This window comes from Proteus sp. TSJ240517 (assembly GCF_047921575.1).
Taxonomy (GTDB): domain Bacteria; phylum Pseudomonadota; class Gammaproteobacteria; order Enterobacterales; family Enterobacteriaceae; genus Proteus.
This window is the reverse complement of sequence record NZ_JBLRMH010000001.1, coordinates 638,332-661,801: the sequence shown is the minus strand read 5'-3', so window position 1 is coordinate 661,801 and position 23,470 is coordinate 638,332. Positions and strand designations below refer to the sequence as shown.

Below are 23,470 nucleotides of genomic sequence, written 5' to 3'. Positions count from 1 at the left end.
TTATTGATAACACGAATATGCTTATTTCTTCTTGTATGGATCAAATGCCAAAATTTCAGCTTTGTAGTTCTAAAGCATTTATTTTGGCTCTCGGTGTACATGCTATTTTTGTCATGGCTTATTTTTATTTCAATAAAGAGAATACGGTACTTATACAAGAGCCAGAATTAGCTGTAATGATGAGCTTAAGTGAAAACGTACAAGCACTCAGTGATGAAAAACAGGTTGTAGGCGTCGATCAACAATTGGCGGTAGCAAGTCAAAAAAAGGTAGAGCAAGATATTGCTGAAAAACAGCCTGATCTGATTGTGAATGAAAATGCAGATATTTTGCTCGAAAAACCTAAAAAAAGAGTCAATGTAGAGCAAACAGCTAAAGTGACACCTATAACCTCTCCGGTAAAGCCCGCGCCTACTATTAGCGAAAATGTGTCTAGCCAATCAGCACCATCAAGCAGTCGCTCTGCGGCGAAACAGCAATCTAATGATGTTAGTGCAAATTATGATAGCGATTCAGATAGCAGGGAAAGCGCATTAGCATTATGGCAAGCTAAAACAAAAGGGCATCTTAATCGCTATAAAGCCTATCCCGAAGAAGCTAAAAGTAAAGGTAGAACAGGGATTTCTAAAGTACGCTTTATTGTTGATGAACAAGGTTATGTCATATCGAGTGAATTAATTCTTAGTAGTGGCGTGCGTTCTTTAGACAGAGAAGCACAACGAGTACTCAAACGTGCAGAGCCCTTACCGATACCGCCAATTGAGTTATTGTCGAAAGGTAAAATAATGGTTGAAATGCCAATTGAGTTTTCTACACTAACGTTCTAACAACAGGTCAAAAAGGAAATAAAACGTTATGCTAGTCGCAACAAAAAAACGGATGACGTTGCAATTAACGAGTGTGATCATGGCATTGTTAATTTCAGCAACACCTGCATTGGCTCAAAATCAGAAGGACTCCCTAGTGATGCCACCAAAAGCGAATAAAGTGCCTCATGTGATGACAGAACATGGAGACACGCGCACCGATAATTACTATTGGCTAAGAGATGATTCACGTAAAGATCCTAACGTGCTTGATTATCTGAATGCTGAAAATGCCTATACTGAATCAGTGATGAAAGAAGGCAAGGCGCTCGAAGAAACGCTCTTTAATGAAATGGTGAGCCGTATGGCTCAAAACGATGAATCAGTGCCTTATATTTATAATGGCTATACTTATCGTACTATTTATCAAGAAGGTAAAGATTTCCCTATTTATCAGCGTAAACCAGTAAATAGCGAAGGTGAATGGGAAGTTCTCGTTGATGGAAACGAACGTGCTAAAGGGCACGAATTCTATCAATTAGGTGATTTGACAATCAGCCCAGATAACAAACGTATCGCTATTGCAGAAGATAAAGAAGGGCGCAGAAACTATAATGTTGCCTATAAAGATTTATCGGATAATACATGGAAAGAGAATGTGTTAACCAATATCTCAGCAAATCTTGTGTGGGCAAACGACAGCAAAACACTATTTTATGTTGATAAAGATCCGCAAACCTTACTGCCTTATCAAATCTATCGCCATCAATATGGCACTGATCGTAAACAAGATGTCAAAATCTTCGAAGAAAACGACGATCGCTTTTATACATGGATGGGTAAAAGTAAATCTGAAGATTACATTCTTGTCTCTATTGAAAGCTCAACAACCTCAGAATCTCGTTTAATTGATGCGAATGCGCCAGAAAAACCAATGGTAATATTCTCTGCGCGTCAAGAAGGGCGTGAATATGATATCGACCATTTTAATGGTGAATTCTATATTCGTTCGAATCATGAGAGTGAATTGTTTGGTCTTTATAAAACGGCATCAATCGATAAGCCTTGGGAAACCGTCATTGCACCACAAAAAGAGGTCGATTTAGAAGGTTTTGATCTCTTTAATCGCTGGTTAGTTGTGGAAGAAAGAAAACAAGGACTAGTGTCATTACGTCAAATTGATTGGAAAACAGGTCAATCGACAAATGTGACCTTTGACGATCCTGTTTATATGGCATGGCTAGGTTTTAACCCTCAAGCAGATAGCGAAGAGCTTCGCTTTGGTTATACTTCCATGACAACGCCTTCTTCAACTTATCAATGGAATATGCAAACGCATCAAAAGCAATTGCTTAAACAGCAAGAAGTGAAAGGCTTTGAACGCAATTTATATGAAAGCGAGCGTATCTGGGTAAAAGCACAAGACGGTGTTGAAGTTCCCGTATCATTGGTTTATCGCAAAGACTTATTTAAGAAAGGTGAAAATCCTATCTTAATTTATGGCTATGGCTCTTACGGTAGCAGCATCGATCCTTCGTTTAGTTCACCTCGTTTAAGCTTATTAGACCGAGGCTTTGTGTATGCCATTGTGCATGTGCGTGGTGGCGGTGAATTAGGTAAACGCTGGTATAACCAAGGTAAAATGGAACATAAAGTTAATACTTTTACAGACTTTATTGATGCCACTAAATATCTAATTGCCAAAGGTTACGGAGCACCCAAACACGTTTACGCTATGGGTGGCAGTGCGGGCGGATTATTAATGGGCGCCGTTGTGAATATGGCACCTGAATTATACCGAGGTGTTGTATCTCAAGTTCCATTTGTGGATGTTGTGACAACAATGCTTGATGCTTCAATTCCTTTAACAACAGGGGAATATGAAGAATGGGGAAATCCTGCGGATAAAGACGTTTATTTCCGCCTAAAATCGTATAGCCCATATGACAATGTGGTTGCCAAGGCATACCCTCATTTATTAGTCACAACAGGGTTACATGATTCACAAGTGCAATATTGGGAGCCTGCAAAATGGGTTGCGAAATTGCGTGAATTAAAAACAGATAATAATCTGCTATTACTTGAAACTAATATGAGTGCAGGGCATGGTGGTAAATCAGGGCGTTTTAATCGTTTACGTGACACAGCAAAAGAATATGCCTTTATTCTGATGTTAGAACAGCCTGAAGTCTATTTTAAAGCTCAAAATATAAAATAGAATAATCAGTAATAGTAAATCAGTTTAATAAATTAGCCTGTCTCTCTTTAAGGGAGACAGCGCTATTATTTAAAGCAAACATAACAATAATAATATTTTCTAGTTTAATTACTTTATATAAAGCAACGTGAGCCTATTTAAATAAAAATAAAGAATAGGTTTATTATGAAATTTACAAGGAAAATACTTAGCACTCTTATTTTATTTTCGGGTGTTAATCATCTTGCCATTGCATCTGAAACAGATAAAGCGATTCAATTTAGTAGCTTAAAAGTTTCATCAGCACAAAAAGAAACGCCTGAACAAAAAGCATTGGGAAAACCGGGTGCTTATAGCTCTATTGGTGAAATTAATAATCTTGAATCTGTTGAACAAACATTACGTTCAACGCCGGGAACATATACTCAAATGGATGTGAGTCAGCCGGGCATTGGTGTTAATATTCGCGGATTAAGTGGTTTTGGTCGCGTTAATATGATGGTTGATGGTGTCACTCAAACTATGTATAGCACATCACCTAGCCAATATGCGCATGGCGCGCAACCTTACAACCAATTTAATAGCATGATCGATCCGAATTTTATTATTCAAATCGATATTTCTCGTGGTCAACAAGACGGTGAAAATAGTATTAATGCCCTGGCAGGAAGTGCTAATTTTAAAACTATTGGTGTAGAAGATATTTTATTTCAAGGACACACTTGGGGTGTCAGAAGTAAAGCAGCTGGTGGTACAAATGGCTTAGGTTATAACGGTATGGTTGCTTTTGCAGGGCAGCGTTCATTATTTAATGATAATGGTTCTGTTGGTGCAATGCTTGCGTTAAGTGGACATAAAATAGAATCGTCTTATAAAAATGGCGCTGGCTTTAATAGTGAAGAATTTTCTACAAGTAAAGAATTTAATCAAAGACCACACTCAGAACTTACCAAAATAAATATAAAACCAAATGATTCTCATGAATTAGAATTAAGTGGTCGTTTTTATAACAATGATTTTAATCGCCGTAAAATTGATGCTAAAGATTATTATGCAAAATATCGCTATACACCATTAAATGATCTATTTGATAGCGAAATTCTGCTTAGCCATAGTCAAGCATCGCAAAAGTTTGCGGGTGATTCTCTTGTGAGTTTACGTGAAGCAAATGCAAAAAATATATCTGATTCACTAGTCGCTAAAAATACCAGCCGCTTTAATTATGATGAATTGGATATGGCATTAACACTGGGCACAAAATTAATGTCAACAGAATACAAACGCAGTGTTATTGCACCTTCTACTGATCCGTGGCAAGCACAAAATATGGTTGAATATAATACGTTTGCACCTCAAGGAAAAAATGATTTAACCAGCTTCTTTTCACAAATGAAATTTGAATATGATATTTATACTCTCGACCTTAATTTAAATTATGTCGATTATCATATTAAAGGGCGAAAACCCGCTTGTGATCCACGAGCCGCATGTTTCCCCGAAGGTGAAATGAACCTCAGTCGCCATGATAGAAATTGGGATCCAGGCATGTTGTTTTCTGCCGAAATTATTCCTGAATTTCAGCCTTTTGTAAGCTATGCACACACCATGAGGGCACCGACATCACAAGAGATCTTTTTTGCCAATGAAGGTGGTGCTTCAATGAATCCATTTTTAAAAAGTGAAAAAGCCGATACCGTCCAAATTGGTTTTAATAGTTATCACCCAGATTTAATGATAGAAGGTGATAGTTTACGATTTAAAGGATTGTGGTATCACACAAAAATCAAAGACTACATTTCCAGTGATTCTTATTTGGTATGTAAAGGTGGGGTGCGTTGTAAAAATGACGGTTCTTTAACTGGCGAGGATTACGTGGGGATAGAATACGATGGGAATATTTTCTTGTACACCAATAGCCTTGATCCTGTGACTTTACGTGGTTATGAGCTACAAGCAAATTATGACGCAGGGGTGTTTTACACTAACCTTTCATACAGTGATCAACGAACTTCACAGCCGACTTCGATTGCCAGTACAGACTTTGGGCAAACGCCCGCTTCTGAATTACCTAAATATTATGCCACTATTGATACTGGTGTTCGCTTCTTTGATGACCAGTCATTAGAACTAGGCACTGTGATCCAAATAACGGGAAAAGCACGTAAATCCTCACCAGAAGGGGTAGATTACGATACAGGTAAAGTACCAATGGTACAGCAAGATGATATCCCAACGGTTGTCGACGTTTATAGTAATTACAGAATTAATAAAAATATTTCTTTAAAATTTGCCGTGCATAATTTAATGAATAAAAACTATTCTAATGCGCTTGATAGAAGTAATTCAGCGCCGATTATGCAAGATCCGAGTGCAAATACACAAACTGCCCGTGGCAGAAGTTATCTTTTTGCAGGAGAAGTACGTTTTTAATGTAGCGTAATGATTATTTTAAAGTATAAATAATAAAAAACGGCATCAAAGGAAGATTGGTGCCGTTTTTTGTATCACGGTTTCACTAAACAATAATATTTAAGTTAATCGTCACTTTTAGGTGTTGTTTTACGTTTAGCTCTTATCTTTTGTGTTTTAACTACTTCACTGGTGATCCAACCATCTTCAACGCGTGTTTTCAACGGATCGCCAATTTTCACTTGTTTGGTATTTTTCAGCACTTCTCCAGACTCTGTTTCGCTAATACTGTAACCGCGAGAAAGTGTTGCGAGAGGACTCACACTTTCTAAACGAGAGCAACTAATAGCGAATTGTTCACGTTGACGAGATAACTGTAGTGAAATACTTTCTCTCATACGGTAAATCAACTGCTGTTGTTGGCGAAGTAATGCTTGAATTTGTGAACTAGGCTCTTGGTAATTAAGGCGTTTTTGTAGTTGTGTTTGTTGATGTTGCTTGGCTTGCAATAGCCGCTGAAAACTAGTGACTAAACGCTGTTGTGTGGAAGCTAATACATTTTGCTGACGAGCAAGACGTAAATGAGGATGCTGTTGCTGTAAACGATGATGGAGCTGTGTTATTGCGCGTAATTTTTTCGCTAAATAGTAATCCATCGCCATTTCAAGGCGTTGTTGCTGTGATTGTAGTTGGCGCAATAGCTCAAGTTTGTTACGACTAATGAGTTCTGCCGCCGCAGAAGGGGTTGGCGCTCTAAGGTCGGCAATAAAATCAGCAATGGTCACATCGGTTTCATGACCAACTGCACTTACAATTGGAATTTCACTGGCAAAAATAGCACGAGCAACGCGTTCATCATTAAATGCCCAGAGATCTTCTAACGAACCGCCACCACGACCAACAATTAAAACATCACACTCTTTACGGCGGTTAGCAAGTTCGATGGCATGAACAATCTGCATAGGCGCTTCAGCACCTTGAACAGCGGTTGGGTAGATAAGCACTGGCAAAGAAGGATCACGACGACGAAGAATATTTAAGATGTCGTGTAGTGCTGCTCCGGTTGATGAAGTGATAACACCAATTTGTTTAGCGGGAGATGGCAGGGGTTTTTTATGAATTGCATCAAATAACCCCTCCGCACTGAGTTTTTGTTTTAATAGCTCAAATTGTTGTTGTAATAGCCCGTCACCAGCAGGTTGCATACTCTCAACAATCAATTGGTAATCGCCTCGTGGCTCATACAATGTAATTGTTGCGCGAACTAAAACTTGCTGACCATGCTGAGGGCGAAAAGTAACTTTAGTATTTTGCCCACGAAACATCGCCGCTCTGATTTGGGCATTCGTATCCTTTAACGTAAAATACCAGTGACCAGAAGAAGGTTGAGTAAAATTGGAAATTTCAGCGCTGATCCAAATGCGACCCATTTCCATTTCTAATAACTGGCGAACGGTCTTATTTAGACGGCTAACAGTAAAAATATTATTGTTTATCGGTAGTGTCATGTGAGCCAGATCAAATTTTAAAACAAAGACTTAATTGATTGATACTACCTAAGTTAGTGGCAGGATCAATAAAAATTTTGAAAAAAAGCTAGAAGCAACCGATTACGGTGTGTATAATTCCGCGGCAATATTTTCTATTTCCTAAAAGCCGCCTTGGTGAGATATTGCTATGTTACGAATTAAAAAAGAAGCACTTACATTTGATGATGTTTTGTTAGTTCCTGCACACTCCACTGTTCTTCCTAATACTGCCGACTTGTCTACTCAACTGACTGAAACAATCCGCCTAAATGTTCCTATGCTGTCTGCTGCAATGGATACTGTGACTGAAGCGCCTTTAGCTATCGCATTAGCTCAAGAAGGTGGAATTGGTTTTATCCACAAAAACATGTCTATCGAACGCCAAGCTGAAGAAGTTCGTCGTGTGAAAAAACATGAAAGTGGTGTTGTCACTGATCCTATCACCGTAACACCAGAAACTTCTTTACGTGAAGTTCAAGCAATGACTGAACGCAATGGCTTTGCGGGTTACCCAGTTGTGACTAATGACAACGAATTAGTGGGTATTATTACTGGTCGTGATGTTCGTTTTGTTACTGATTTAGACCAACCAGTTACTGCGGTAATGACACCAAAAGAGCGCTTAGTGACAGTACAAGAAGGCGAAGCACGAGATGTTGTCATGCAAAGAATGCATGAAAAACGTGTAGAGAAAGCCTTAGTGGTTGATAACAACTTCCATCTGAAAGGTATGATCACTGTAAAAGATTTCAAAAAAGCAGAACGTAAACCAAACGCATGTAAAGATGAACACGGTCGTTTACGTGTAGGTGCTGCTGTTGGTGCAGGTGCAGGTAACGAAGAGCGTGTAGCAGCATTAGTTGCCGCTGGCGTTGACGTTTTACTTATTGACTCTTCTCACGGTCATTCTGAAGGCGTATTACAGCGCATTCGTGATACTCGTGCATTGTATCCAAATCTCCCTATCATTGGTGGCAACGTTGCAACCGCAGAAGGTGCTTTAGCACTGGCAGATGCAGGTGTAAGTGCGGTTAAAGTTGGTATTGGTCCTGGTTCAATTTGTACAACACGTATCGTAACTGGTGTTGGTGTACCACAAATTACCGCTATTGCAGATGCAGTTGAAGCACTGAAAGATCGTAACATTCCTGTTATTGCAGATGGTGGTATTCGTTTCTCTGGCGATATCGCAAAAGCATTAGCAGCAGGTGCAGCTTGCGTGATGGTTGGTTCAATGTTTGCAGGTACTGAAGAATCTCCGGGCGAAATCGAACTATTCCAAGGCCGTTCTTATAAATCCTATCGTGGCATGGGCTCATTAGGTGCGATGTCTAAAGGTTCATCAGATCGTTACTTCCAAACTGACAATGCAGCAGACAAATTAGTACCAGAAGGTATCGAAGGCCGTGTTGCTTATAAAGGTTTATTAAAAACTATCGTTCACCAACAAATGGGTGGTTTACGCTCATGCATGGGCTTAACAGGCTGCGCAACAATTAAAGAATTGAATACTAAAGCTGAATTTGTTCGTATCAGTGGTGCCGGTATTCAAGAAAGCCATGTCCATGATGTGACCATCACGAAAGAATCACCTAACTATCGCTTAGGTATGTAATTTATTCCGAGAAAGGCTTGTTTTGATTATAAATTAGCAAGCCTTTCAACTTTATGACTTTATCTGTTTTGGAATTCACCACAAATGACAGCAAATATCCATAATCATCGCATTCTTATCCTTGATTTCGGTTCACAGTATACGCAGCTTATTGCTCGTCGTATTCGTGAAATCGGCGTTTATTGTGAACTCTGGGCATGGGATGTTACAGAAGAACAAATTCGTGAATTTAATCCTAATGGTATTATTCTGTCTGGTGGCCCTGAAAGTACTACTGAAGACAACAGCCCTCGTGCACCAGAATACGTATTTAATGCAGGCGTTCCTGTATTAGGAATTTGTTATGGTATGCAAACGATGTCAATGCAATTAGGTGGCGACGTCGAAGTTTCTGGTGAGCGTGAATTTGGTTATTCACAAGTTGAAATTCGTGAAACTTGTGCTCTGTTCAATGATATTCAAGATTCAGTTAGCGAAGATGGCAAACCACTATTAGATGTGTGGATGAGCCACGGTGACAAAGTTACTGCTATTCCATCAGACTTTGTAACAGTAGCCAGCACTGAAACTTGCCCATTTGCTATTATGGCGAATGAAGAGAAACGTTTTTATGGTGTTCAATTCCATCCAGAAGTTACACACACCCATCAAGGTTTAGCGATTTTAAAACGTTTCGTTTTAGATATCTGTGGTTGTGATGCTCTGTGGACTTCTGCTGCAATTATTGAAGACACTGTTGCTCGTTTAAAAGAGCAAATTGGTGATGATCACGTTATTTTAGCATTATCAGGTGGTGTTGATTCTTCAGTGACTGCATTATTGTTAAACCGTGCGATTGGTAAACGTTTAACATGTGTATTTGTTGATAACGGCTTATTGCGTCTGAATGAAGCAGAACAAGTCATGGAAATGTTTAAAGGTAAATTTGACCTAAATATTATCCATGTTGAAGCAGAAGAACGTTTCTTAACTGCGTTGAAGGGCGAAAACGATCCTGAGAAAAAGCGTAAAATCATTGGTCACACATTCATTGAAATCTTTGATGAAGAAGCGGTTAAACAGCCACAAGTTAAATGGTTAGCGCAAGGTACTATTTACCCAGATGTGATTGAATCTGCCGCATCTGCAACAGGTAAAGCTCATGTGATTAAATCACACCATAATGTGGGTGGTTTACCTGATGATATGAAACTGGGTTTAGTTGAGCCATTAAAAGAACTATTTAAAGATGAAGTTCGTAAAATTGGTCTAGAGTTAGGCTTACCTTACGACATGCTTTATCGTCATCCATTCCCAGGTCCTGGTTTAGGGGTTCGTGTATTAGGTGAAATCAAAAAAGAGTATTGTGATTTACTGCGTCGTGCTGATGCTATCTTTATTGAAGAATTGCATAAAGCTGACTTATATAACAAAGTAAGCCAAGCATTTACCGTGTTCTTACCTGTGCGTTCAGTGGGCGTTATGGGTGACGGTCGTAAATATGACTGGGTTGTTTCATTACGTGCAGTTGAAACTGTGGACTTTATGACAGCACATTGGGCACATTTACCATATGACTTCTTAGGTCGTGTTTCTAACCGCATTATCAATGAAGTTAGTGGTATCTCTCGTGTTGTTTATGATATCAGCGGTAAACCACCAGCAACAATTGAGTGGGAATAAAATACCGTTTATCAGCAATAGTTGATAAAGGTTAAAAAACCAAGAGCCATCAGTAAGTTACTGGTGGCTTTTTTGTTTTCTATGGTTGGCAATGGTTGACAAGAACCGAAAAAAATGACGGTATAGGAGACGGTATCAAAATATAAATTATAAAATTAAGGCACTGATACCGTCATGAATTTGCTGTCATTTGACGGTATCAGTATTGAGGTTATAGCATGCTGACCGATACAAAACTAAGAAGTTTAAAGCCACAAGACAAGCTTTATAAAGTGTCTGATCGAGATGGTTTATACGTTGCAGTGACAAAAAATGGTGTTATTTCATTTAGATATGATTATCGCTTTAATGGAAGGAGAGAAACGGTTACTTTTGGTCGATACAGTGCTGACGGTATCACGCTTGCAGAAGCAAGAGCCGAATTAATTGAAGCAAAAAGGCTACTAAACGCAGGTATATCGCCAGCTTCAAAGAAACGTGACGGTATTGAGAGTAAAAAAATAGGGACGGTATTCAAAGACTATACCGTCAATTTTCTTAATGATGCCCAATATGCTGACTCTACAAGGGCCATGAAAGAAGCAATTATTGAAAAAGAAATCTATCCCGTATTCGGCAACCTTCAACTAGAAGAGATCACCACACCACGGCTTAGAGCTTTGTGTGAAAAGATAAAAGATAGAGGCGCAAAAGCGACCGCATTACAAGTACGTGAGATTGTTGGATCCGTTTTTACTTATGCCATAGATAGAGGTTATGAAATTAGTAACCCAGCAGATGCAATAAAGGCATCTTCGATAGGGACTTTTCAAGCGCGCGAAAGGGCAATGTCGTCGAAAGAAATTGGTATCTTATTTCGTGAACTAGAAAACTATAGTTGTTATCCAACCTTAAAATTGGCCGTTAAATTTGTCTTGCTGACATTAGTTAGAAAGTCTGAATTTATTCATGCTACATGGGATGAAATAGACTTTAAAAATAGACAATGGGTGATCCCTAAAGGGCGAATGAAGGGGAGAAAAGAGCATGTTATTTATCTCTCTGATCAAGCAATGGATATCCTAACTGGTATGAAAGTTTGTGCGATGGGAAGCGATTACTTAATGCCTGGTCGATATGATATTAAAAAGCCACTTTCTAATGCTGCATTGAATAACGTGATTGATGGCACCGTAAAACGTATCAATGAGAAAGGTATTGAGTTCGAACCGGTTACTGTTCACGATTTACGACGCACAGCAAGCACGCTATTGCACGAAGCCGGTTATAACTCAGATTGGATAGAGAAATGTTTAGCACACGTTCAAAATGGAGTTAGAGCCGTTTACAACAAGGCTGAATATGCTGAACAGCGCAGGAAGATGTTACAAGAATGGGCTGATATGGTGGATGAATGGATAAAAGAGAAAGATTAACGCTCAGTCATTCTTCGCCAAGTGTTTTATAAGCAAGTAGTGACGATAGGTAAAGCACACCGACAACAGGCCAGATTGTTGAGTAAAACAGTCTGGCCACAATATCTTTTATATTGTCGCTTTCGTGTTTAGACTCTGAAAACAGATACCCAGCAAGCCATAAGTACACAGCTAATAACGTGAGTAAAATAATCATTAGCCGTTTTTCCTTTTGTACTGAGCATGATCATCACCACACTCTTTAGAACAGTAAGCACTGTTCTCTGTTACAGGCTCTTCACGACACCAGATACAAAACCCGGTTAAGCTTTTGGCTGGTGGCTCTCTATTTGCTAATGCGGTGTTGATTTGTAGATCCGTTAAGTCATTAGCATCATCTGCGACATCAGGCATATTTATTCCTTACAAATAAAATGGGAATTGATAAGTTCGATACTGTTGTTAGGACATTGATTGCCCCATGCATCCCAACCTTGTGACATGTCACGAGCAAATAGCTCAATGCGATTAACATCACCGTACAATTGTTCAAGGCGGTTTTTTACTTCCCACGGTTTTTCGCTATGCTCACCTAAACAACTAAATACGATTTGTTTAACGCTAGCACTAATGCGTTGTAATCCATTGCCTCGAGTAGCGATTAAAACATCTTCACTATTGGCTCTGGTGTAGTTTCCCCCATTCATTTTTGTTTCAGCATCTAATAGTTCAAATAGGTCGTGATAATCAAATAACTCGCTGTTTTGAATAGCTTTATCAATTCGTTGCCATGCTAAAGGATTAAACTTAACCCAAGTAAAAGCTTTCATTGTGCGCACTTTAAAGCCCCACGCTTCGGCTAATTTAATAGCCTCGAGTACAAAATTACCTGTATACCACATGGCAAGAACTGCGTTATCAGATGCAATAGAATGAATAGGGATATGGGTTAAATTGAAGAGGGAGGTTGTTGGATAATGATTTTTAGCAGCACCGTTTGAAACTTTATTTTTGTAATCCCACGGAGGATCACAATAGATAAGGTCGTATTTTTTCATTTAACTTCCTTAAGAAAAGAGATCCAGTGCGTCTTATCATTTTTCCCTACACGTTGTATTGCTGTTGGTTTTTGGTCTGTTAGTGCTAAAATTTGTTTAACGGGTATTTGGGTTTCATTCCATTTGAACAGCAATGTTCCTCCAGGCTTAAGCACTCTAAATGCTTCACTAAACCCTTTACTTAAATCTTCTCTCCATGATTCTTTATTTAACGAACCGTATTTTTTAAACATCCAGCTATTTTTACCAACTCTAATTAAATGAGGAGGGTCAAATAGCACCTGATAAAAGGTATTATCTGGTAATGGAAGGTTTTTAAAATCAGAAATAATATCTGGTGTTATATTTAAAATTCTTCCATCACATAAAATATGTTCTTCGGCTCTAATATCATTAAATAAAAGGCGGTCGTCTTGTTTATCAAAATAAAACATGCGAGAGCCACAACACATATCAAGTATTGGCTTCATTGTATCCTCTGAATTTTAGGTATAAAAAACCCTGCTAGTGCAGGGCATCGTTTCAAATTTTTTTTGCTCTTTTTTTTGCTTTCATTATTAACCTTTCATAACAATAATTCATAACAAAAAAACTAAGTAATGAGAAAATTGCAATTAAAAAACTGAAATATGATATTAGAAAAAACATCCCAAGAAAAGGAAATATAAATGATAACAACTTAAACAATCCAAAAACTCTATACTTAAAAATTATTATTTTTATTTTGTCAAGTTCATCACCAGAAGATATAAATAATGAAAAAATAAAAAATGAGTTTAATGAAAGAGACATGGAAAAGAAGAATATTGATAAATATATTTCCACTAACTCAATCATACTGGCTGTTTTAAAATTAAAACTAAGCATTCCTATAAAAAAAGTTGCTGAAATTATTGATAAGGATGCTGATGATATAAAATAAAAATTATACTCTTTGTTTCTATAGTGCTCATCGGATAGCAGATCGATATCTTCTCGCACGGAAGGCGTATGTGAAAATAGCTTTCGATAAAGTTTTATACATTTATTTTTCATACTGTTGATAAATATTTTTCAGAATTACATTACTATGACTTTACTTCTTTATATAGTAAAACTCAATCACCCATACCCATTCGTTATTTACCCAGCTATCAATTCCATATATTGCAATCCATTCCACAGCAAAGTCAGAAGTATGTGCATTTAATTTCCCGTTAAATCCCTCGGCTTCTGCATCACTTTCGCTGATATCGTTTACTTGCTGAACCCAAACATCAGTAATTTCAATTTTTCCTTTGATATTACCGTCCTTGTTTGCAATGTTGATAATGTCGCCAATCTCACCATACGGGCAATCAACATCAACAAATCCATGACGCCATGCTACACATACTTGCTCTGATAGTGTGTAACCATCTTGCCATGCACCAAACTTGCGTAACTCATCCTCGGTTACTTTTGGTTTTGGCTCAATTGGTCTGCGCGTCTGCGTTTTTCTGCCCTCCATGACTGCCGCTAACATGGCATCGTTAAACTTGATTCTGTCTTTCATATATCTATCTCCTGTTTGCATCCTTGCACTGAGTCCATGAGCTATTTAAATTTGCGCTCTATTTCTTCCGCTGCTTTATTTTCGTAATAATCAAAAGCGACGCTTTCTATTAAATCATCCTGTTCTCGCTCAGATAATTTATTAAAATCTTCTTCTGATATAGCGACCGTTAAAATAACTTCTTCGTCCGTATCTGAATCTCGCATTGTTAGATTCATAGTTATATCCTTTGGTTAAACGGGTAGGGGTTAGGCATTACTTACAAACTGCCCAGCTTCATTACGCTTACGTTCGGTGTAACACTTAGGTGTCTCTCTTGATTGAGAACGTTTTTTCAACCACTCATCAACTTCTTCCGCTTCCCAAGCAACACAACGCACCGATAAATACATACGTTTTGGAAAATCGCCGTTCTTTTCTAATGTGTAAATGGTTGAACGAGAAAGCCCTGTTAGCTTTAAAACATCAGGCATACGAATAGGTTTGGTAGGTAATTTAATATTCATATTTAAACTCCTTGCGGAGCTGTATCGCTCCGCTTTAAATAGGATCACTGGTATTCAGGGCGCATATCATTAAGTGTGATAGAGAAAGATTCGTATAACTCATCACCAAGTTTTCTTTTGCTTGATTTAAGTAGCTTGTCTACTTTTTCAAATGCTTCGGTAGCTTCAGGTGAGCCAGATTCAGGAAGTGAGTTAATAGAAGCTTCTAGAGCATTACGTGCATCAATGCGGTGATATGCCTGTACTGCTTTATTTTTTAATTCAGTAAACAGGTTGATCCCCATTTCATTCTTTAAGTTCTCAATTTCTGCACGAATATTTTTAGCTTCTTCGACAGTTTGAACATCATCAATAGCTAATCTAAAGGTTTCAGCATCAAACTTAGGTATAAACTCGCCTTGAGCTTCTTTTACAGGTTCAGCATTATTTGGTTGTTGCAGGGTAGTGATTTCATTAATGCTTACACGTTCTTTCTGTGGGGTGATGTCTTTAATCGGACGATCTTCAAGTTCTTCTGGCGTATACACACCAAGAATAACTTCAGGACAATAAAGACGAGCCCAATATTTTACAGCGAGATACGCGATTTGTTGCTTAGGCATTGTTTTCCAAAGTGGTGAGTTTCTAGTCTGTACATCAGCAAGGTAAACAGGTTCACCCCATGTAACTTCTTCTTCACCTCTTAAAATTGCACCGACTTCAATAAATAAACCCGATTCATCACGTTTATCTTTCATGCCTACAATCTTTTCCCAGTCGCCACCGTATTTGTAATGGAATCGACCTACAACAGCATTTGAACTGGTAATAACTGCATTTACTAATTGGGCTTCATAACCAAGCACACCATTGATGACATGAGTTTTTTGACCGACAACGAAAGGATCCATTCCCCAACGTGCGGACTGCATTGTGATAGCAAGACAATCAGATGGTTTACCTTGCAGATGTCTTGGCACCGTTGCTGTACCTGATGCCATTAGCTCAGCAAATTTGACAATACGGTCTAATGATTCAGGATTAAAAAGTAATGATGTGTTATTCATTACTGATTGATTTCTTTCGATAGTTGCTACTTCTGACATAATATTTACTCCAAACGTGCGCCTGATTGTTCAAGCGCAGTTTTATTAAGCGACTTCGTTTTGCAGTTCTTCTAATTTTCTCTGCTCAAAGTCAGTGATACCGATAGTGAGAGTAGTGGTGATAGGCGCTGGCCAATATCCTGTATCCATAGCTTCACGGATATCACGCAGTGTCTTTTTGTACTCAGCGCGACCCAGTTCAAGTAATTCAGGAGAGGCTTCAACGATAGCAACCCAGTGGTAATGCTCGTCTTTGTTAACGAATATCCAGAAGAACTGATCCAGCATTGCCACATCACAATACATAGCTGCACTGATGTGATAATCGCGATTAATGATTTCTCTGCGGATCATGGCTTCAATGGCATCTTGTTTAAATCGACCAAGTGCTACTGATTTGAGGTCAAAACCTAATCGGTTATTTTCTGTTTGAATTTCGATATCAGGACGAACACGAATTTCAAGACCAGTATCTTCATCAATGCCGTAGTAACTCACTTCTGATATGCGGTTAGGGTGGTTTAATAAACTGGATGTTTCTTTGTGGTTCATAACAGCGTTACGCATGTTATTTGCCATTTCATAATCAACGGTTTGAACGTGAATTTTTGAATCATCACTAAGCCATTGGCTAATGATTTCATCTTCAAATACAGCATCAGGGTTCACTTCTTTAATGACCTGCATGAGGTCATCTTTTTTGACGGGTTTTCTAAGTGGCTCAGGTTTATTTGTTTCTGCCAAATATAATTCAGGGTTGATGTGTTGGTACATCTGCACAAGTAATGCATCTGCATTACCTGAGGTTTTCAATGGTGTTGGCAAAGTATCGTTATAGGCTTTGATACAGGCTTTCATTGCTGTACCAGTAAATTTTCCATCTTCAGGGATGGTTTTAAATTCATCGGGCAACTGCATGTATATCTGACCTAGCTCTTCGGCTTTTCCGCTGGTGGAAAGTTGCGGTGTCAGAGTGGCATTATGTTCTTCAATAATTGCTTTTAACTCATCTTGTGAGAGCTTCTTAGGCAACTTATTGTTGTATTCGTCAATCCATGACTTCATTGTTTCCGTTGTTGTAAAGGCACCTTCTGGAATAATTGGCTTAACACTGAATTCAGCATCAAACTTTTCAGGTTCCATGGTTAACGTGTGGAATGCGCTACCTAAGTCGAAACAACGCTTATTTTCACGCTCAATGACTTTTGTTACATGGCGTAACTCGTAATACATCAAACTAATACGAGCATCTTTTAGCATCGAACTACTGATGCCGTTTGAACTGTGATACACCTCGTTAGGAATATCAGGATAACGACCAGGTTCAAAATAAGCAGGTTGGTCATTTTCTTCCTTTGGAATATCTTCCGCTTCCTTACATTGACCGTTTTGGTTATCTTTACTGACGTTAAAAATCACCTCTTCCTGAGGTACTTCCTTTTTTTCTACCTCAATTGAGGCGGTTTTTGGATTTATTAATGAGTTAAAGTGATTAACTCTATGGCGAACGCTACGCATATCAGGGTTATCAATAAATGACATAATAGCGTTAACGATTTGTTCTTCACTGAGTTCACTACTGATATTAGGAACCAATGAAAGTGCAAGTAGAGTGATATTAATAAAGTGGCCATATTGCTTAAACTCTTCTTTTTCAATATCACCATTGATATGAGCAGTTAGCGCATCTACTTGTTCACTATCAGTAATATCTTGGTTAAGTAAAAGAGCTTTTGCAATCAACACATTTAAGTGCTTAGTGTCTGACATTTTGTTTACCTACTAATTGTTCTGTTTGTAATGCGAGCTTTCTTACATAAGCCCACTCAATACCGGCTTTAAAATTGTCAAATGACTGTGACTCATTTAAGCCAGATAAGGTAAATACATGCTTACCGTCTTTGATATAAAAGATCATGACTAATCACCAAATTGGTTATGTCTGAGCGCATTAAAAAATCAGTCTCTTTTATCCATATTGTTAAAGAGCAAATTAACCGTATTGGTTAACTTATGTTTTTAATCATAACCATAAATTAACCATTGTCAACCATGAAAAACAAATAAATCACCAATATGGTTATGTTTATTTTTATCACTATGAAATTTAATGATTTATTAAGAGTAAAAAGAAGCCAGTATATGACTTCTTTTTAATGGAAAGGGTTAGTCGTGGGAGATAGGCTGGTTTTTATTAATGATAAATTCAATGAAGTTTTCAATAGCAGCTTGTTCGCTGGTGGGAAGTTTTGAATAGGCTCTTCTATCATAGTTAATAGTGCCTTTATCATTTTTAGGGATCAGTAATTCATAGGCTTGGCGACCCATTGCTTTTGCAATGGCATCAATGCTTTCAGCGGTGGCACTGGCTTCACAATTAATAATGCGGTTAACTGTTGACTGTGCAAGCCCTGAATCGACAGAAAGCTTAACTCTTGATTTTATTCCATCATTTAACATAAATGTTGTGATGTTATCTGAGAGTATCTTGCCAATTTCAGTCGGAATATATTCTTCTTTTTCTGACTCCGCATGACCTTCTTTTAAGTGGTCTACATCCATCCAATATTTGCTAATTCTAGTCACATATTCAATTTTGCGTGACATTGGATCGGTGAGTTCACGATGACTTTTTAAATCTTTTGGTGATAGGTAACGAGAGATCATACTTGGGGCTACTCCTAACGCATCAGCAAGTAATTTTTGTTTGCCGTTGTAGTAGCGTTCAATAATATAAATCAGGTTATCTTTTCTAATTTCAGCAATGCTTTTCATTTCTCCAAGTCCTTTGGTGTCTATTCTTTATACAAATTTGATTAAGTTATGGTGTATTAAACAAACAAATAACCCTTTTGGTAAAGTACCTAAATGGTTACTATTATTTATTGGTTAATCAAATTGGTGAAATTATGGAAGTTTTCGACTTTAAAAAATTTTGGAATGGCTTAACGATTAAGCAAAGAGAAGCATTCTCTCAAAGAACGGGGTATAGCCAACTGTATCTATCACATCAGCTACGCTATGCAAAACGCAAACCGTCATTAAGTAAACTCAATAGGTTATATGATATTTGTATTGAATTTGGTGCAGATACAACCAGAGGGCAATTAATCAATTTCTTTATTCGATAATAATTCAAAGGCTGTTTATAGATAAGGATCACTTCGGTGGTCCTTAATTTTTTATTGATAACCAATAAGTCTTTTTAGGTTGATCTATTTTAAAATAACGGATAATCTTATTGCTAACTAATCATAGAAAAAGAGGTGATGATGAAAATTGTGACTAGAAAGCAAGCCATTGAAAATGGTTTAAGTCGTTTCTATACGGGAAAATTATGTAGACATGGTCATGATTCTGAGCGTTTTACCAGTAATGGTGTTTGTGTTGAATGTTCTGCAATTAATTCATCCAACTACAGAAAAGAAGTCAGCCGATTATTAAAGATGGCTCGTAATAGAAATATTGCTTATGAAGACAATATCAGGGGGTGATATGGCCCGTATCAGGACTATTAAGCCAACATTTTGGACTGATGAGGATATGGCTGAAATATCTGAGTCAGCGTGTTTATTGGCGATAGGGCTATTAAATTACGCTGATGATGAAGGCTATTTCAATGCTAATCCGAAGCTAATAAAAGCGGCTATTTTTCCAATACGTGAAACCTCCAGTAGTATTCCGGTACTACTACAGGAGCTTTCCAACTGTGGCTATATCAGCTTATTTTCTGCCCAAAATGGGAAGCACTTTGGATTAATAAATAATTTCACAAAACATCAAGTCGTAAACAAGAAAACGCCAAGTAAAATCAAAGAGATGAATCTACTACCATATGACTACGGTAGTGATACGGTAGGACTACCTTTAGGAAAGGAAGGGAAAGGAAGTATTAAAACAACTCTCTGTAACGCGCGCGAAGGAAATTTGCCTGATGTGGATAATGCCATTTTAAATGACAGAGTTCCTGCTGGTGGTTTTAGCGTTGACGGTAAATTTGTGATGTTTGATGAATGGGAACCTGATAGCGATTTTTTACGTAAATCTGCTTTTTGGGGATGCTCTTTAACAGAGCCAATTAAACCAACTGAACTTGCCGAGTTTATTACGTACTGGAAATCCGAGGGGAAAGCTAAACATCACGAACAATGGGAAATGGCATTGGCAAAAAGTATTAAATTCCAACGTGCTAAAGCGAATAACAGCAATACTGGAGTAAATAATAATGGCAAATCAGAATTTAAATTCGATCCAAACAGTGGCAAATCAAGAGCCGTACAACTCGTGGAACACAAGATCAGAGAAAAACATGGGCAAGAGTATCTCGACTCTTTGGCTACAAATGACGGAGTTCTATGGGGAGAAATGGGCAAACAAGAACGGGACGGAACCATCATTGATGTGGAAACGAGCACTCAGAGGATTGAATAGCGATCAATTCGATTTGATATTTAAATTCTGCATTGAGCGTTGTAGCAATGGTAATCCGTGGCCACCAGAGTTATCTGATGTCATTTCAATGCTTTCTGACAAGTTGGTAGATGCGAATGCTTTTGGAATTCCATTTGATGAAATGCTTAGAGATTTCAATAAATACCTAGCCAGACGGTGTAATTATCATAGTGCTGAAATGTACCCATTTAGACACCCAGTGCAATATTGGATCTTCACTGACCTTAGGCAAAAGGTATATGACCTTAGGCTGACAGAAGCAGAGGTTGAGAAGCGATTAAATAAAATGATCCGTATGTGGTCTGAGCGAGTGCAACGAGGAGAGGTCATACCCAAGCCTACGTTAAGACTTGAAGATAAAACCAAGCCAAGACCAGCATGGATAGATTTATTAGAAAATGCTGAAAAACGTAAACATAAATCGGCATGAGGTTTATTGGATATCAAAATCCTTAGCGTAATAAACACTGGTGAGTTTTATTTGTTGTAGGTATGCGATTGGGTGTCTGAGTAGTGAAAACAGCGTATAGACGACTTGAGAGCGTTTTAAGTAGGTATGAGTTTAATTAAAAACTCTGTTTTTTTATACTTGAAAACATAACCAAATTGGATATATTAACCATAATGATTAATCTCTTAAGGGTTATCGTATATGAAATTTATGCAGGATTTTGTTGTTGAAATATTACATGACAAGAAAAAACCGTTATCAGTTAACGAAATAACCGAGATTGCCTCAGAGCTGGATGGTAAGAAAAATCGCTCAACGACCAATTATGCGTTGATCAAGTTGATTGAATGCGCCGTTGTTGAGCGCAGAGCGGTAGTCGGCATTGGTTATTTATACACTCTAGCGCCTGATTACATGGAGCGTCTACGTGATTTAGATATCAAAAAAGAAGCCTCTTTAATGACCAAGAAGCCAGTAAAACCTACGGATAAGCATGTTATCTGTCAGAAAGGCTCACTAACCTACGTCAGAAAGAGTTTACCGCCGTTACAGCATGGAAAGATTGCTGATATTCATAACCGTATGAACGCAATGCTGGTGGCGGTACGCGTATGAAACAGCAAATTTATTATATCAATCCTGTACCGAAGCCACGTATGACACAACGTGACGCATGGAAGAAAAGACCCGTTGTCGTTAAGTACCACGCTTTTTGTGACGAGATGAGAGCTAACCGTTTTACGCTACCTGAAAGCGGTGCTCACCTAACGTTTGTTATCCCTATGCCTAAATCATGGAGTAAGAAGAAACGTATTGAGATGAATGGCAAACCCCACCAGCAACGTCCAGATGTCGATAACCTGATTAAAGCCGTTATGGACGCCATCTTTGATGAAGATTGCCGAGTGTGGAATATCAGCGCGTCAAAGCTTTGGGGTGAGCAGGGAAAGATAGGGATAACGTTACCTGAAAATACAGAAAATCATGAACTTATTACCATTCGTTAAGTTCGTGACTGAGTTAATTAATCGTTGAATGAGTTTGGGAAGAAATTATGAGCCAAGAAATTGATGCTATTAGGCTTATTCAATAACTCAAACAACTGTGACATGTCACGCAAGAGGATTTTTATATGAATGAACGCAAACCAGTTTTTGGCGACTTAATGCAAAATAAATACGCAAGTGAAGATAATCCTCATCGCTACGGTTATTTTGTTCGAGCTATTCGTAGGAATGTAGGCCTCCATTATGAATTGACTGACAAGAAAGGGCATTTTTGGGAAACAGACGCTGAAGCAATGGTTTTAGTTGGCGAGAAGGGAAAATGATGAAAATTAAAACCTCAAAACTAAAAGGATTAGCGCTTGATTGGGCAGTAGGTAAAGCCGTTGGCGTTGATGCTCGTATTGGCAAAGAATTTATTGTTGATGTTAATAACTGCGTATATAACCCATCTAGCGACTGGTTAAAGTGTGGTGAGTTTATAAATAACTACTGGATTGATTTAATGTTTGAAGAAGTTGACGGGGTTAATTATTGCTATGCATCACCGCCACATTTAATGGGTGATTATGCCACTGCTAATACTGCTCAAGAAGCTATTTGCCGAGCGGTTGTTATGCTTGAGATAGGTAATGAAGTTGAGATGCCTGAGGAGCTAGTAAATGCTAACTAAATACATTTTATTCGCTATATTCTGGTGTGTCGTTGTTACTGTGATTGGAGTGTCACTTAATGGCTAAATCACCTGCTGAACGTAAGGCACTACAACGTAAGCGCCAAAAGGAACTTGGCGTAACGAAGATTGAATTGCTGGTGGATAATCAAGAGCTGGAGATGTTACAGCGTAATTGTGTTCTGCGTATGCCTGGTCGCGAGCCGTATGATGTTGTTGAATACATACAGATGCTTATTCGTAAAGATGATGCGGAGTATAAGCGACAAGCTGAGGAGCTATCTAAGTGTAAGTGTGAGCGTTGTGGCGAACAGTTACCCGTTCAGCAATGCTGTTTATCAGGTGATGCTAAATGTTGGGTAACAAAGGGCTGGCGTGAAATGATGTTGAAGGTAGAATGATGTAAATTTCTTATAAGTGGATCTCTTAATGCAAGATTTTTTTAAAAATTTACCTCAGTATGCAGCTCTTATCACTGCCAGCATCGCAATTTTTTTATTTTTATTGAAAGAGTTTTTAGAATCAAGAAGAAAAAAGAAAGAAAGAGAACAAAATAGATTTGCAATAAACATGGTTGCATCAATTCAAGGAATAAAAATATTGAAGCAACTATTGTTTATACTCCAAATATCAAATGAATTTAAAAATATTAATTCAGAGTCAAATATTGTCATTAAAGTAGATCATTTAAGTAAAGCAAGAAAGATAATTATTAATGAAGATAGAATAATTATTGTTCCAGAAGCTACAGATAAATTTAGTTATGAAGTTATTCTTTTAGTGGCAAAGTTAGGATATGAAAAATTTGCTCTTTTTTCAAATATGAATGATGCTAATACTTATCTAAGTGATACCATTAATGTATTCTTGAAAAAGATAGAAAAAAATGAGATTAAAAGAGTTTGTTATGAACTGAAACAAACAAAAGGGCTTAAAAAAATGGTGGGAACACATCTTAATGGGCTAGCACCAATCTCTGCGAGTATGGAGAAAAATAAAGACTATAAGTCTATTATGAAAAAAATAGAGGAAGAACTAAATAGGCTTTTATGATTTGAGGTTTAACTTATTGGCGGTCATAATAACCAAAGAGGT

29 protein-coding genes are annotated in these 23,470 nt (G+C 37.9%); 17 read left to right on the top strand and 12 right to left on the bottom strand.

Features of this window, described 5'->3' with window-relative positions:
* Positions 1-44: 44 nt before the first annotated feature.
* From ACNARN_RS03155 to ACNARN_RS03145, 3 genes are all read left to right on the top strand, one after another.
* Positions 45-827 (top strand): energy transducer TonB family protein, encoded by a 783-nt coding sequence (locus tag ACNARN_RS03155; RefSeq protein WP_416304142.1) that lies wholly within the window; start codon positions 45-47, stop codon positions 825-827.
* Positions 828-855: 28 nt separating this feature from the next.
* On the top strand, positions 856-3,024 hold the full coding sequence (locus ACNARN_RS03150; protein ID WP_198619861.1) for a S9 family peptidase: 2,169 nt from the start codon (positions 856-858) through the stop codon (positions 3,022-3,024).
* Positions 3,025-3,189: 165 nt separating this feature from the next.
* On the top strand, positions 3,190-5,433 hold the full coding sequence (locus ACNARN_RS03145) for a TonB-dependent receptor (protein WP_416304141.1): 2,244 nt from the start codon (positions 3,190-3,192) through the stop codon (positions 5,431-5,433).
* A 104-nt stretch (positions 5,434-5,537) separates the two neighbouring features.
* Here the strand turns inward: ACNARN_RS03145 and xseA are convergent, their stop codons facing one another.
* Positions 5,538-6,920 (bottom strand): exodeoxyribonuclease VII large subunit, encoded by a 1,383-nt coding sequence (xseA, locus tag ACNARN_RS03140; RefSeq protein ID WP_198619863.1) that lies wholly within the window; start codon positions 6,918-6,920, stop codon positions 5,538-5,540.
* 169 nt (positions 6,921-7,089) lie between these two features.
* On the opposite strand from xseA, the gene guaB reads away from it, so the two are divergent.
* The 3 genes from guaB to ACNARN_RS03125 all read left to right on the top strand — a co-directional run bounded on the left by guaB (position 7,090) and on the right by ACNARN_RS03125 (position 11,633).
* Positions 7,090-8,556: an IMP dehydrogenase gene (gene guaB / locus ACNARN_RS03135; RefSeq protein WP_109373637.1), complete on the top strand. Its 1,467-nt coding sequence runs from the start codon at positions 7,090-7,092 to the stop codon at positions 8,554-8,556.
* 84 nt (positions 8,557-8,640) lie between these two features.
* Positions 8,641-10,218, top strand: a complete 1,578-nt coding sequence (gene guaA, locus ACNARN_RS03130) for a glutamine-hydrolyzing GMP synthase (RefSeq protein ID WP_100160335.1) — start codon at positions 8,641-8,643, stop codon at positions 10,216-10,218.
* Between the two features lie 218 nt (positions 10,219-10,436).
* Positions 10,437-11,633, top strand: coding sequence for a tyrosine-type recombinase/integrase (locus ACNARN_RS03125; protein ID WP_416304140.1), 1,197 nt, complete (start codon positions 10,437-10,439; stop codon positions 11,631-11,633).
* Between the two features lie 7 nt (positions 11,634-11,640).
* Here the strand turns inward: ACNARN_RS03125 and ACNARN_RS03120 are convergent, their stop codons facing one another.
* The 4 genes from ACNARN_RS03120 to ACNARN_RS03105 are packed head-to-tail and all read right to left on the bottom strand — an operon-like array spanning position 11,641 to position 13,140.
* The gene (locus ACNARN_RS03120; protein ID WP_020945830.1) at positions 11,641-11,829 is read right to left on the bottom strand and encodes a hypothetical protein; all 189 of its coding nucleotides are present in this window, start codon (positions 11,827-11,829) and stop codon (positions 11,641-11,643) included.
* A complete protein-coding gene (locus ACNARN_RS03115; protein ID WP_416304139.1) occupies positions 11,829-12,026 on the bottom strand; it encodes a hypothetical protein in 198 nt (65 codons plus the stop codon). Before ACNARN_RS03115 ends, ACNARN_RS03120 begins: the two co-directional genes overlap by 1 nt.
* Positions 12,027-12,028: 2 nt before the next feature.
* Positions 12,029-12,670 carry an MT-A70 family methyltransferase gene (locus tag ACNARN_RS03110; protein ID WP_112843754.1) on the bottom strand — a complete coding sequence of 214 codons (642 nt, stop codon included), beginning with the start codon at positions 12,668-12,670 and terminating at the stop codon, positions 12,029-12,031.
* Positions 12,667-13,140, bottom strand: coding sequence for a class I SAM-dependent methyltransferase (locus ACNARN_RS03105; protein WP_416304138.1), 474 nt, complete (start codon positions 13,138-13,140; stop codon positions 12,667-12,669). Before ACNARN_RS03105 ends, ACNARN_RS03110 begins: the two co-directional genes overlap by 4 nt.
* A gap of 320 nt (positions 13,141-13,460) precedes the next feature.
* Here ACNARN_RS03105 and ACNARN_RS03100 point away from each other — a divergent pair, with 320 nt between their 5' ends.
* Positions 13,461-13,592 carry a hypothetical protein gene (locus ACNARN_RS03100; protein WP_258165033.1) on the top strand — a complete coding sequence of 44 codons (132 nt, stop codon included), beginning with the start codon at positions 13,461-13,463 and terminating at the stop codon, positions 13,590-13,592.
* A 153-nt stretch (positions 13,593-13,745) separates the two neighbouring features.
* Here ACNARN_RS03100 and ACNARN_RS03095 read toward each other — a convergent pair whose 3' ends face one another.
* The 7 genes from ACNARN_RS03095 to ACNARN_RS03065 all read right to left on the bottom strand — a co-directional run bounded on the left by ACNARN_RS03095 (position 13,746) and on the right by ACNARN_RS03065 (position 18,570).
* Positions 13,746-14,204, bottom strand: coding sequence for an ASCH domain-containing protein (locus ACNARN_RS03095; protein ID WP_416304137.1), 459 nt, complete (start codon positions 14,202-14,204; stop codon positions 13,746-13,748).
* A gap of 41 nt (positions 14,205-14,245) precedes the next feature.
* Positions 14,246-14,422, bottom strand: coding sequence for a hypothetical protein (locus tag ACNARN_RS03090; RefSeq protein ID WP_164526237.1), 177 nt, complete (start codon positions 14,420-14,422; stop codon positions 14,246-14,248).
* Between the two features lie 30 nt (positions 14,423-14,452).
* Positions 14,453-14,710 (bottom strand): helix-turn-helix transcriptional regulator, encoded by a 258-nt coding sequence (locus tag ACNARN_RS03085; protein WP_416304136.1) that lies wholly within the window; start codon positions 14,708-14,710, stop codon positions 14,453-14,455.
* A gap of 44 nt (positions 14,711-14,754) precedes the next feature.
* Positions 14,755-15,795, bottom strand: coding sequence for a RecT family recombinase (locus ACNARN_RS03080; protein WP_416304135.1), 1,041 nt, complete (start codon positions 15,793-15,795; stop codon positions 14,755-14,757).
* Positions 15,796-15,840: 45 nt separating this feature from the next.
* The gene (locus ACNARN_RS03075) at positions 15,841-17,565 is read right to left on the bottom strand and encodes a PD-(D/E)XK nuclease-like domain-containing protein (protein ID WP_416304134.1); all 1,725 of its coding nucleotides are present in this window, start codon (positions 17,563-17,565) and stop codon (positions 15,841-15,843) included.
* Positions 17,552-17,713 carry a hypothetical protein gene (locus ACNARN_RS03070; protein WP_004243375.1) on the bottom strand — a complete coding sequence of 54 codons (162 nt, stop codon included), beginning with the start codon at positions 17,711-17,713 and terminating at the stop codon, positions 17,552-17,554. The genes ACNARN_RS03075 and ACNARN_RS03070 overlap by 14 nt, the downstream gene beginning before the upstream one ends.
* Positions 17,714-17,961: 248 nt before the next feature.
* On the bottom strand, positions 17,962-18,570 hold the full coding sequence (locus ACNARN_RS03065) for a DNA-binding protein (protein WP_072068383.1): 609 nt from the start codon (positions 18,568-18,570) through the stop codon (positions 17,962-17,964).
* 134 nt (positions 18,571-18,704) lie between these two features.
* Here ACNARN_RS03065 and ACNARN_RS03060 point away from each other — a divergent pair, with 134 nt between their 5' ends.
* The 10 genes from ACNARN_RS03060 to ACNARN_RS03015 all read left to right on the top strand — a co-directional run bounded on the left by ACNARN_RS03060 (position 18,705) and on the right by ACNARN_RS03015 (position 23,428).
* On the top strand, positions 18,705-18,926 hold the full coding sequence (locus tag ACNARN_RS03060) for a hypothetical protein (RefSeq protein ID WP_416304133.1): 222 nt from the start codon (positions 18,705-18,707) through the stop codon (positions 18,924-18,926).
* A gap of 141 nt (positions 18,927-19,067) precedes the next feature.
* On the top strand, positions 19,068-19,289 hold the full coding sequence (locus ACNARN_RS03055) for a hypothetical protein (protein WP_004250866.1): 222 nt from the start codon (positions 19,068-19,070) through the stop codon (positions 19,287-19,289).
* A gap of 1 nt (position 19,290) precedes the next feature.
* A complete protein-coding gene (locus ACNARN_RS03050; RefSeq protein WP_416304132.1) occupies positions 19,291-20,226 on the top strand; it encodes a DnaT-like ssDNA-binding domain-containing protein in 936 nt (311 codons plus the stop codon).
* Entirely contained in the window at positions 20,195-20,677 is a 483-nt protein-coding gene (locus ACNARN_RS03045) for a replication protein P (protein WP_416304131.1), read from the top strand. Before ACNARN_RS03050 ends, ACNARN_RS03045 begins: the two co-directional genes overlap by 32 nt.
* A 222-nt stretch (positions 20,678-20,899) precedes the next feature.
* Positions 20,900-21,313, top strand: a complete 414-nt coding sequence (locus ACNARN_RS03040; protein ID WP_416304130.1) for a hypothetical protein — start codon at positions 20,900-20,902, stop codon at positions 21,311-21,313.
* Positions 21,310-21,705 carry a RusA family crossover junction endodeoxyribonuclease gene (locus ACNARN_RS03035; RefSeq protein WP_198619877.1) on the top strand — a complete coding sequence of 132 codons (396 nt, stop codon included), beginning with the start codon at positions 21,310-21,312 and terminating at the stop codon, positions 21,703-21,705. The genes ACNARN_RS03040 and ACNARN_RS03035 overlap by 4 nt, the downstream gene beginning before the upstream one ends.
* 125 nt (positions 21,706-21,830) lie before the next feature.
* Entirely contained in the window at positions 21,831-22,028 is a 198-nt protein-coding gene (locus ACNARN_RS03030; protein WP_075671823.1) for a hypothetical protein, read from the top strand.
* Positions 22,028-22,375, top strand: coding sequence for a phage protein NinX family protein (locus ACNARN_RS03025; RefSeq protein WP_416304129.1), 348 nt, complete (start codon positions 22,028-22,030; stop codon positions 22,373-22,375). Before ACNARN_RS03030 ends, ACNARN_RS03025 begins: the two co-directional genes overlap by 1 nt.
* A gap of 59 nt (positions 22,376-22,434) precedes the next feature.
* Positions 22,435-22,776, top strand: a complete 342-nt coding sequence (locus ACNARN_RS03020; RefSeq protein WP_416304128.1) for a hypothetical protein — start codon at positions 22,435-22,437, stop codon at positions 22,774-22,776.
* Between the two features lie 28 nt (positions 22,777-22,804).
* The gene (locus ACNARN_RS03015) at positions 22,805-23,428 is read left to right on the top strand and encodes a hypothetical protein (RefSeq protein ID WP_036976814.1); all 624 of its coding nucleotides are present in this window, start codon (positions 22,805-22,807) and stop codon (positions 23,426-23,428) included.
* The last annotated feature ends 42 nt before the right edge of the window (positions 23,429-23,470 follow it).

What these genes read in the sequence shown, in the direction of transcription:
- ACNARN_RS03155 (WP_416304142.1), top strand. Translation starts at nt 45, where the DNA reads ATGCCAAAATTTCAGCTTTGTAGTTCTAAAGCATTTATTTTGGCTCTC.
- ACNARN_RS03150 (WP_198619861.1), top strand. Translation starts at nt 856, where the DNA reads ATGCTAGTCGCAACAAAAAAACGGATGACGTTGCAATTAACGAGTGTG.
- ACNARN_RS03145 (WP_416304141.1), top strand. Translation starts at nt 3,190, where the DNA reads ATGAAATTTACAAGGAAAATACTTAGCACTCTTATTTTATTTTCGGGT.
- xseA (WP_198619863.1), bottom strand. Translation starts at nt 6,920, where the DNA reads ATGACACTACCGATAAACAATAATATTTTTACTGTTAGCCGTCTAAAT.
- guaB (WP_109373637.1), top strand. Translation starts at nt 7,090, where the DNA reads ATGTTACGAATTAAAAAAGAAGCACTTACATTTGATGATGTTTTGTTA.
- guaA (WP_100160335.1), top strand. Translation starts at nt 8,641, where the DNA reads ATGACAGCAAATATCCATAATCATCGCATTCTTATCCTTGATTTCGGT.
- ACNARN_RS03125 (WP_416304140.1), top strand. Translation starts at nt 10,437, where the DNA reads ATGCTGACCGATACAAAACTAAGAAGTTTAAAGCCACAAGACAAGCTT.
- ACNARN_RS03120 (WP_020945830.1), bottom strand. Translation starts at nt 11,829, where the DNA reads ATGATTATTTTACTCACGTTATTAGCTGTGTACTTATGGCTTGCTGGG.
- ACNARN_RS03115 (WP_416304139.1), bottom strand. Translation starts at nt 12,026, where the DNA reads ATGCCTGATGTCGCAGATGATGCTAATGACTTAACGGATCTACAAATC.
- ACNARN_RS03110 (WP_112843754.1), bottom strand. Translation starts at nt 12,670, where the DNA reads ATGAAAAAATACGACCTTATCTATTGTGATCCTCCGTGGGATTACAAA.
- ACNARN_RS03105 (WP_416304138.1), bottom strand. Translation starts at nt 13,140, where the DNA reads ATGAAGCCAATACTTGATATGTGTTGTGGCTCTCGCATGTTTTATTTT.
- ACNARN_RS03100 (WP_258165033.1), top strand. Translation starts at nt 13,461, where the DNA reads ATGGAAAAGAAGAATATTGATAAATATATTTCCACTAACTCAATCATA.
- ACNARN_RS03095 (WP_416304137.1), bottom strand. Translation starts at nt 14,204, where the DNA reads ATGAAAGACAGAATCAAGTTTAACGATGCCATGTTAGCGGCAGTCATG.
- ACNARN_RS03090 (WP_164526237.1), bottom strand. Translation starts at nt 14,422, where the DNA reads ATGAATCTAACAATGCGAGATTCAGATACGGACGAAGAAGTTATTTTA.
- ACNARN_RS03085 (WP_416304136.1), bottom strand. Translation starts at nt 14,710, where the DNA reads ATGAATATTAAATTACCTACCAAACCTATTCGTATGCCTGATGTTTTA.
- ACNARN_RS03080 (WP_416304135.1), bottom strand. Translation starts at nt 15,795, where the DNA reads ATGTCAGAAGTAGCAACTATCGAAAGAAATCAATCAGTAATGAATAAC.
- ACNARN_RS03075 (WP_416304134.1), bottom strand. Translation starts at nt 17,565, where the DNA reads ATGTCAGACACTAAGCACTTAAATGTGTTGATTGCAAAAGCTCTTTTA.
- ACNARN_RS03070 (WP_004243375.1), bottom strand. Translation starts at nt 17,713, where the DNA reads ATGATCTTTTATATCAAAGACGGTAAGCATGTATTTACCTTATCTGGC.
- ACNARN_RS03065 (WP_072068383.1), bottom strand. Translation starts at nt 18,570, where the DNA reads ATGAAAAGCATTGCTGAAATTAGAAAAGATAACCTGATTTATATTATT.
- ACNARN_RS03060 (WP_416304133.1), top strand. Translation starts at nt 18,705, where the DNA reads ATGGAAGTTTTCGACTTTAAAAAATTTTGGAATGGCTTAACGATTAAG.
- ACNARN_RS03055 (WP_004250866.1), top strand. Translation starts at nt 19,068, where the DNA reads ATGAAAATTGTGACTAGAAAGCAAGCCATTGAAAATGGTTTAAGTCGT.
- ACNARN_RS03050 (WP_416304132.1), top strand. Translation starts at nt 19,291, where the DNA reads ATGGCCCGTATCAGGACTATTAAGCCAACATTTTGGACTGATGAGGAT.
- ACNARN_RS03045 (WP_416304131.1), top strand. Translation starts at nt 20,195, where the DNA reads ATGTGGAAACGAGCACTCAGAGGATTGAATAGCGATCAATTCGATTTG.
- ACNARN_RS03040 (WP_416304130.1), top strand. Translation starts at nt 20,900, where the DNA reads ATGAAATTTATGCAGGATTTTGTTGTTGAAATATTACATGACAAGAAA.
- ACNARN_RS03035 (WP_198619877.1), top strand. Translation starts at nt 21,310, where the DNA reads ATGAAACAGCAAATTTATTATATCAATCCTGTACCGAAGCCACGTATG.
- ACNARN_RS03030 (WP_075671823.1), top strand. Translation starts at nt 21,831, where the DNA reads ATGAATGAACGCAAACCAGTTTTTGGCGACTTAATGCAAAATAAATAC.
- ACNARN_RS03025 (WP_416304129.1), top strand. Translation starts at nt 22,028, where the DNA reads ATGAAAATTAAAACCTCAAAACTAAAAGGATTAGCGCTTGATTGGGCA.
- ACNARN_RS03020 (WP_416304128.1), top strand. Translation starts at nt 22,435, where the DNA reads ATGGCTAAATCACCTGCTGAACGTAAGGCACTACAACGTAAGCGCCAA.
- ACNARN_RS03015 (WP_036976814.1), top strand. Translation starts at nt 22,805, where the DNA reads ATGCAAGATTTTTTTAAAAATTTACCTCAGTATGCAGCTCTTATCACT.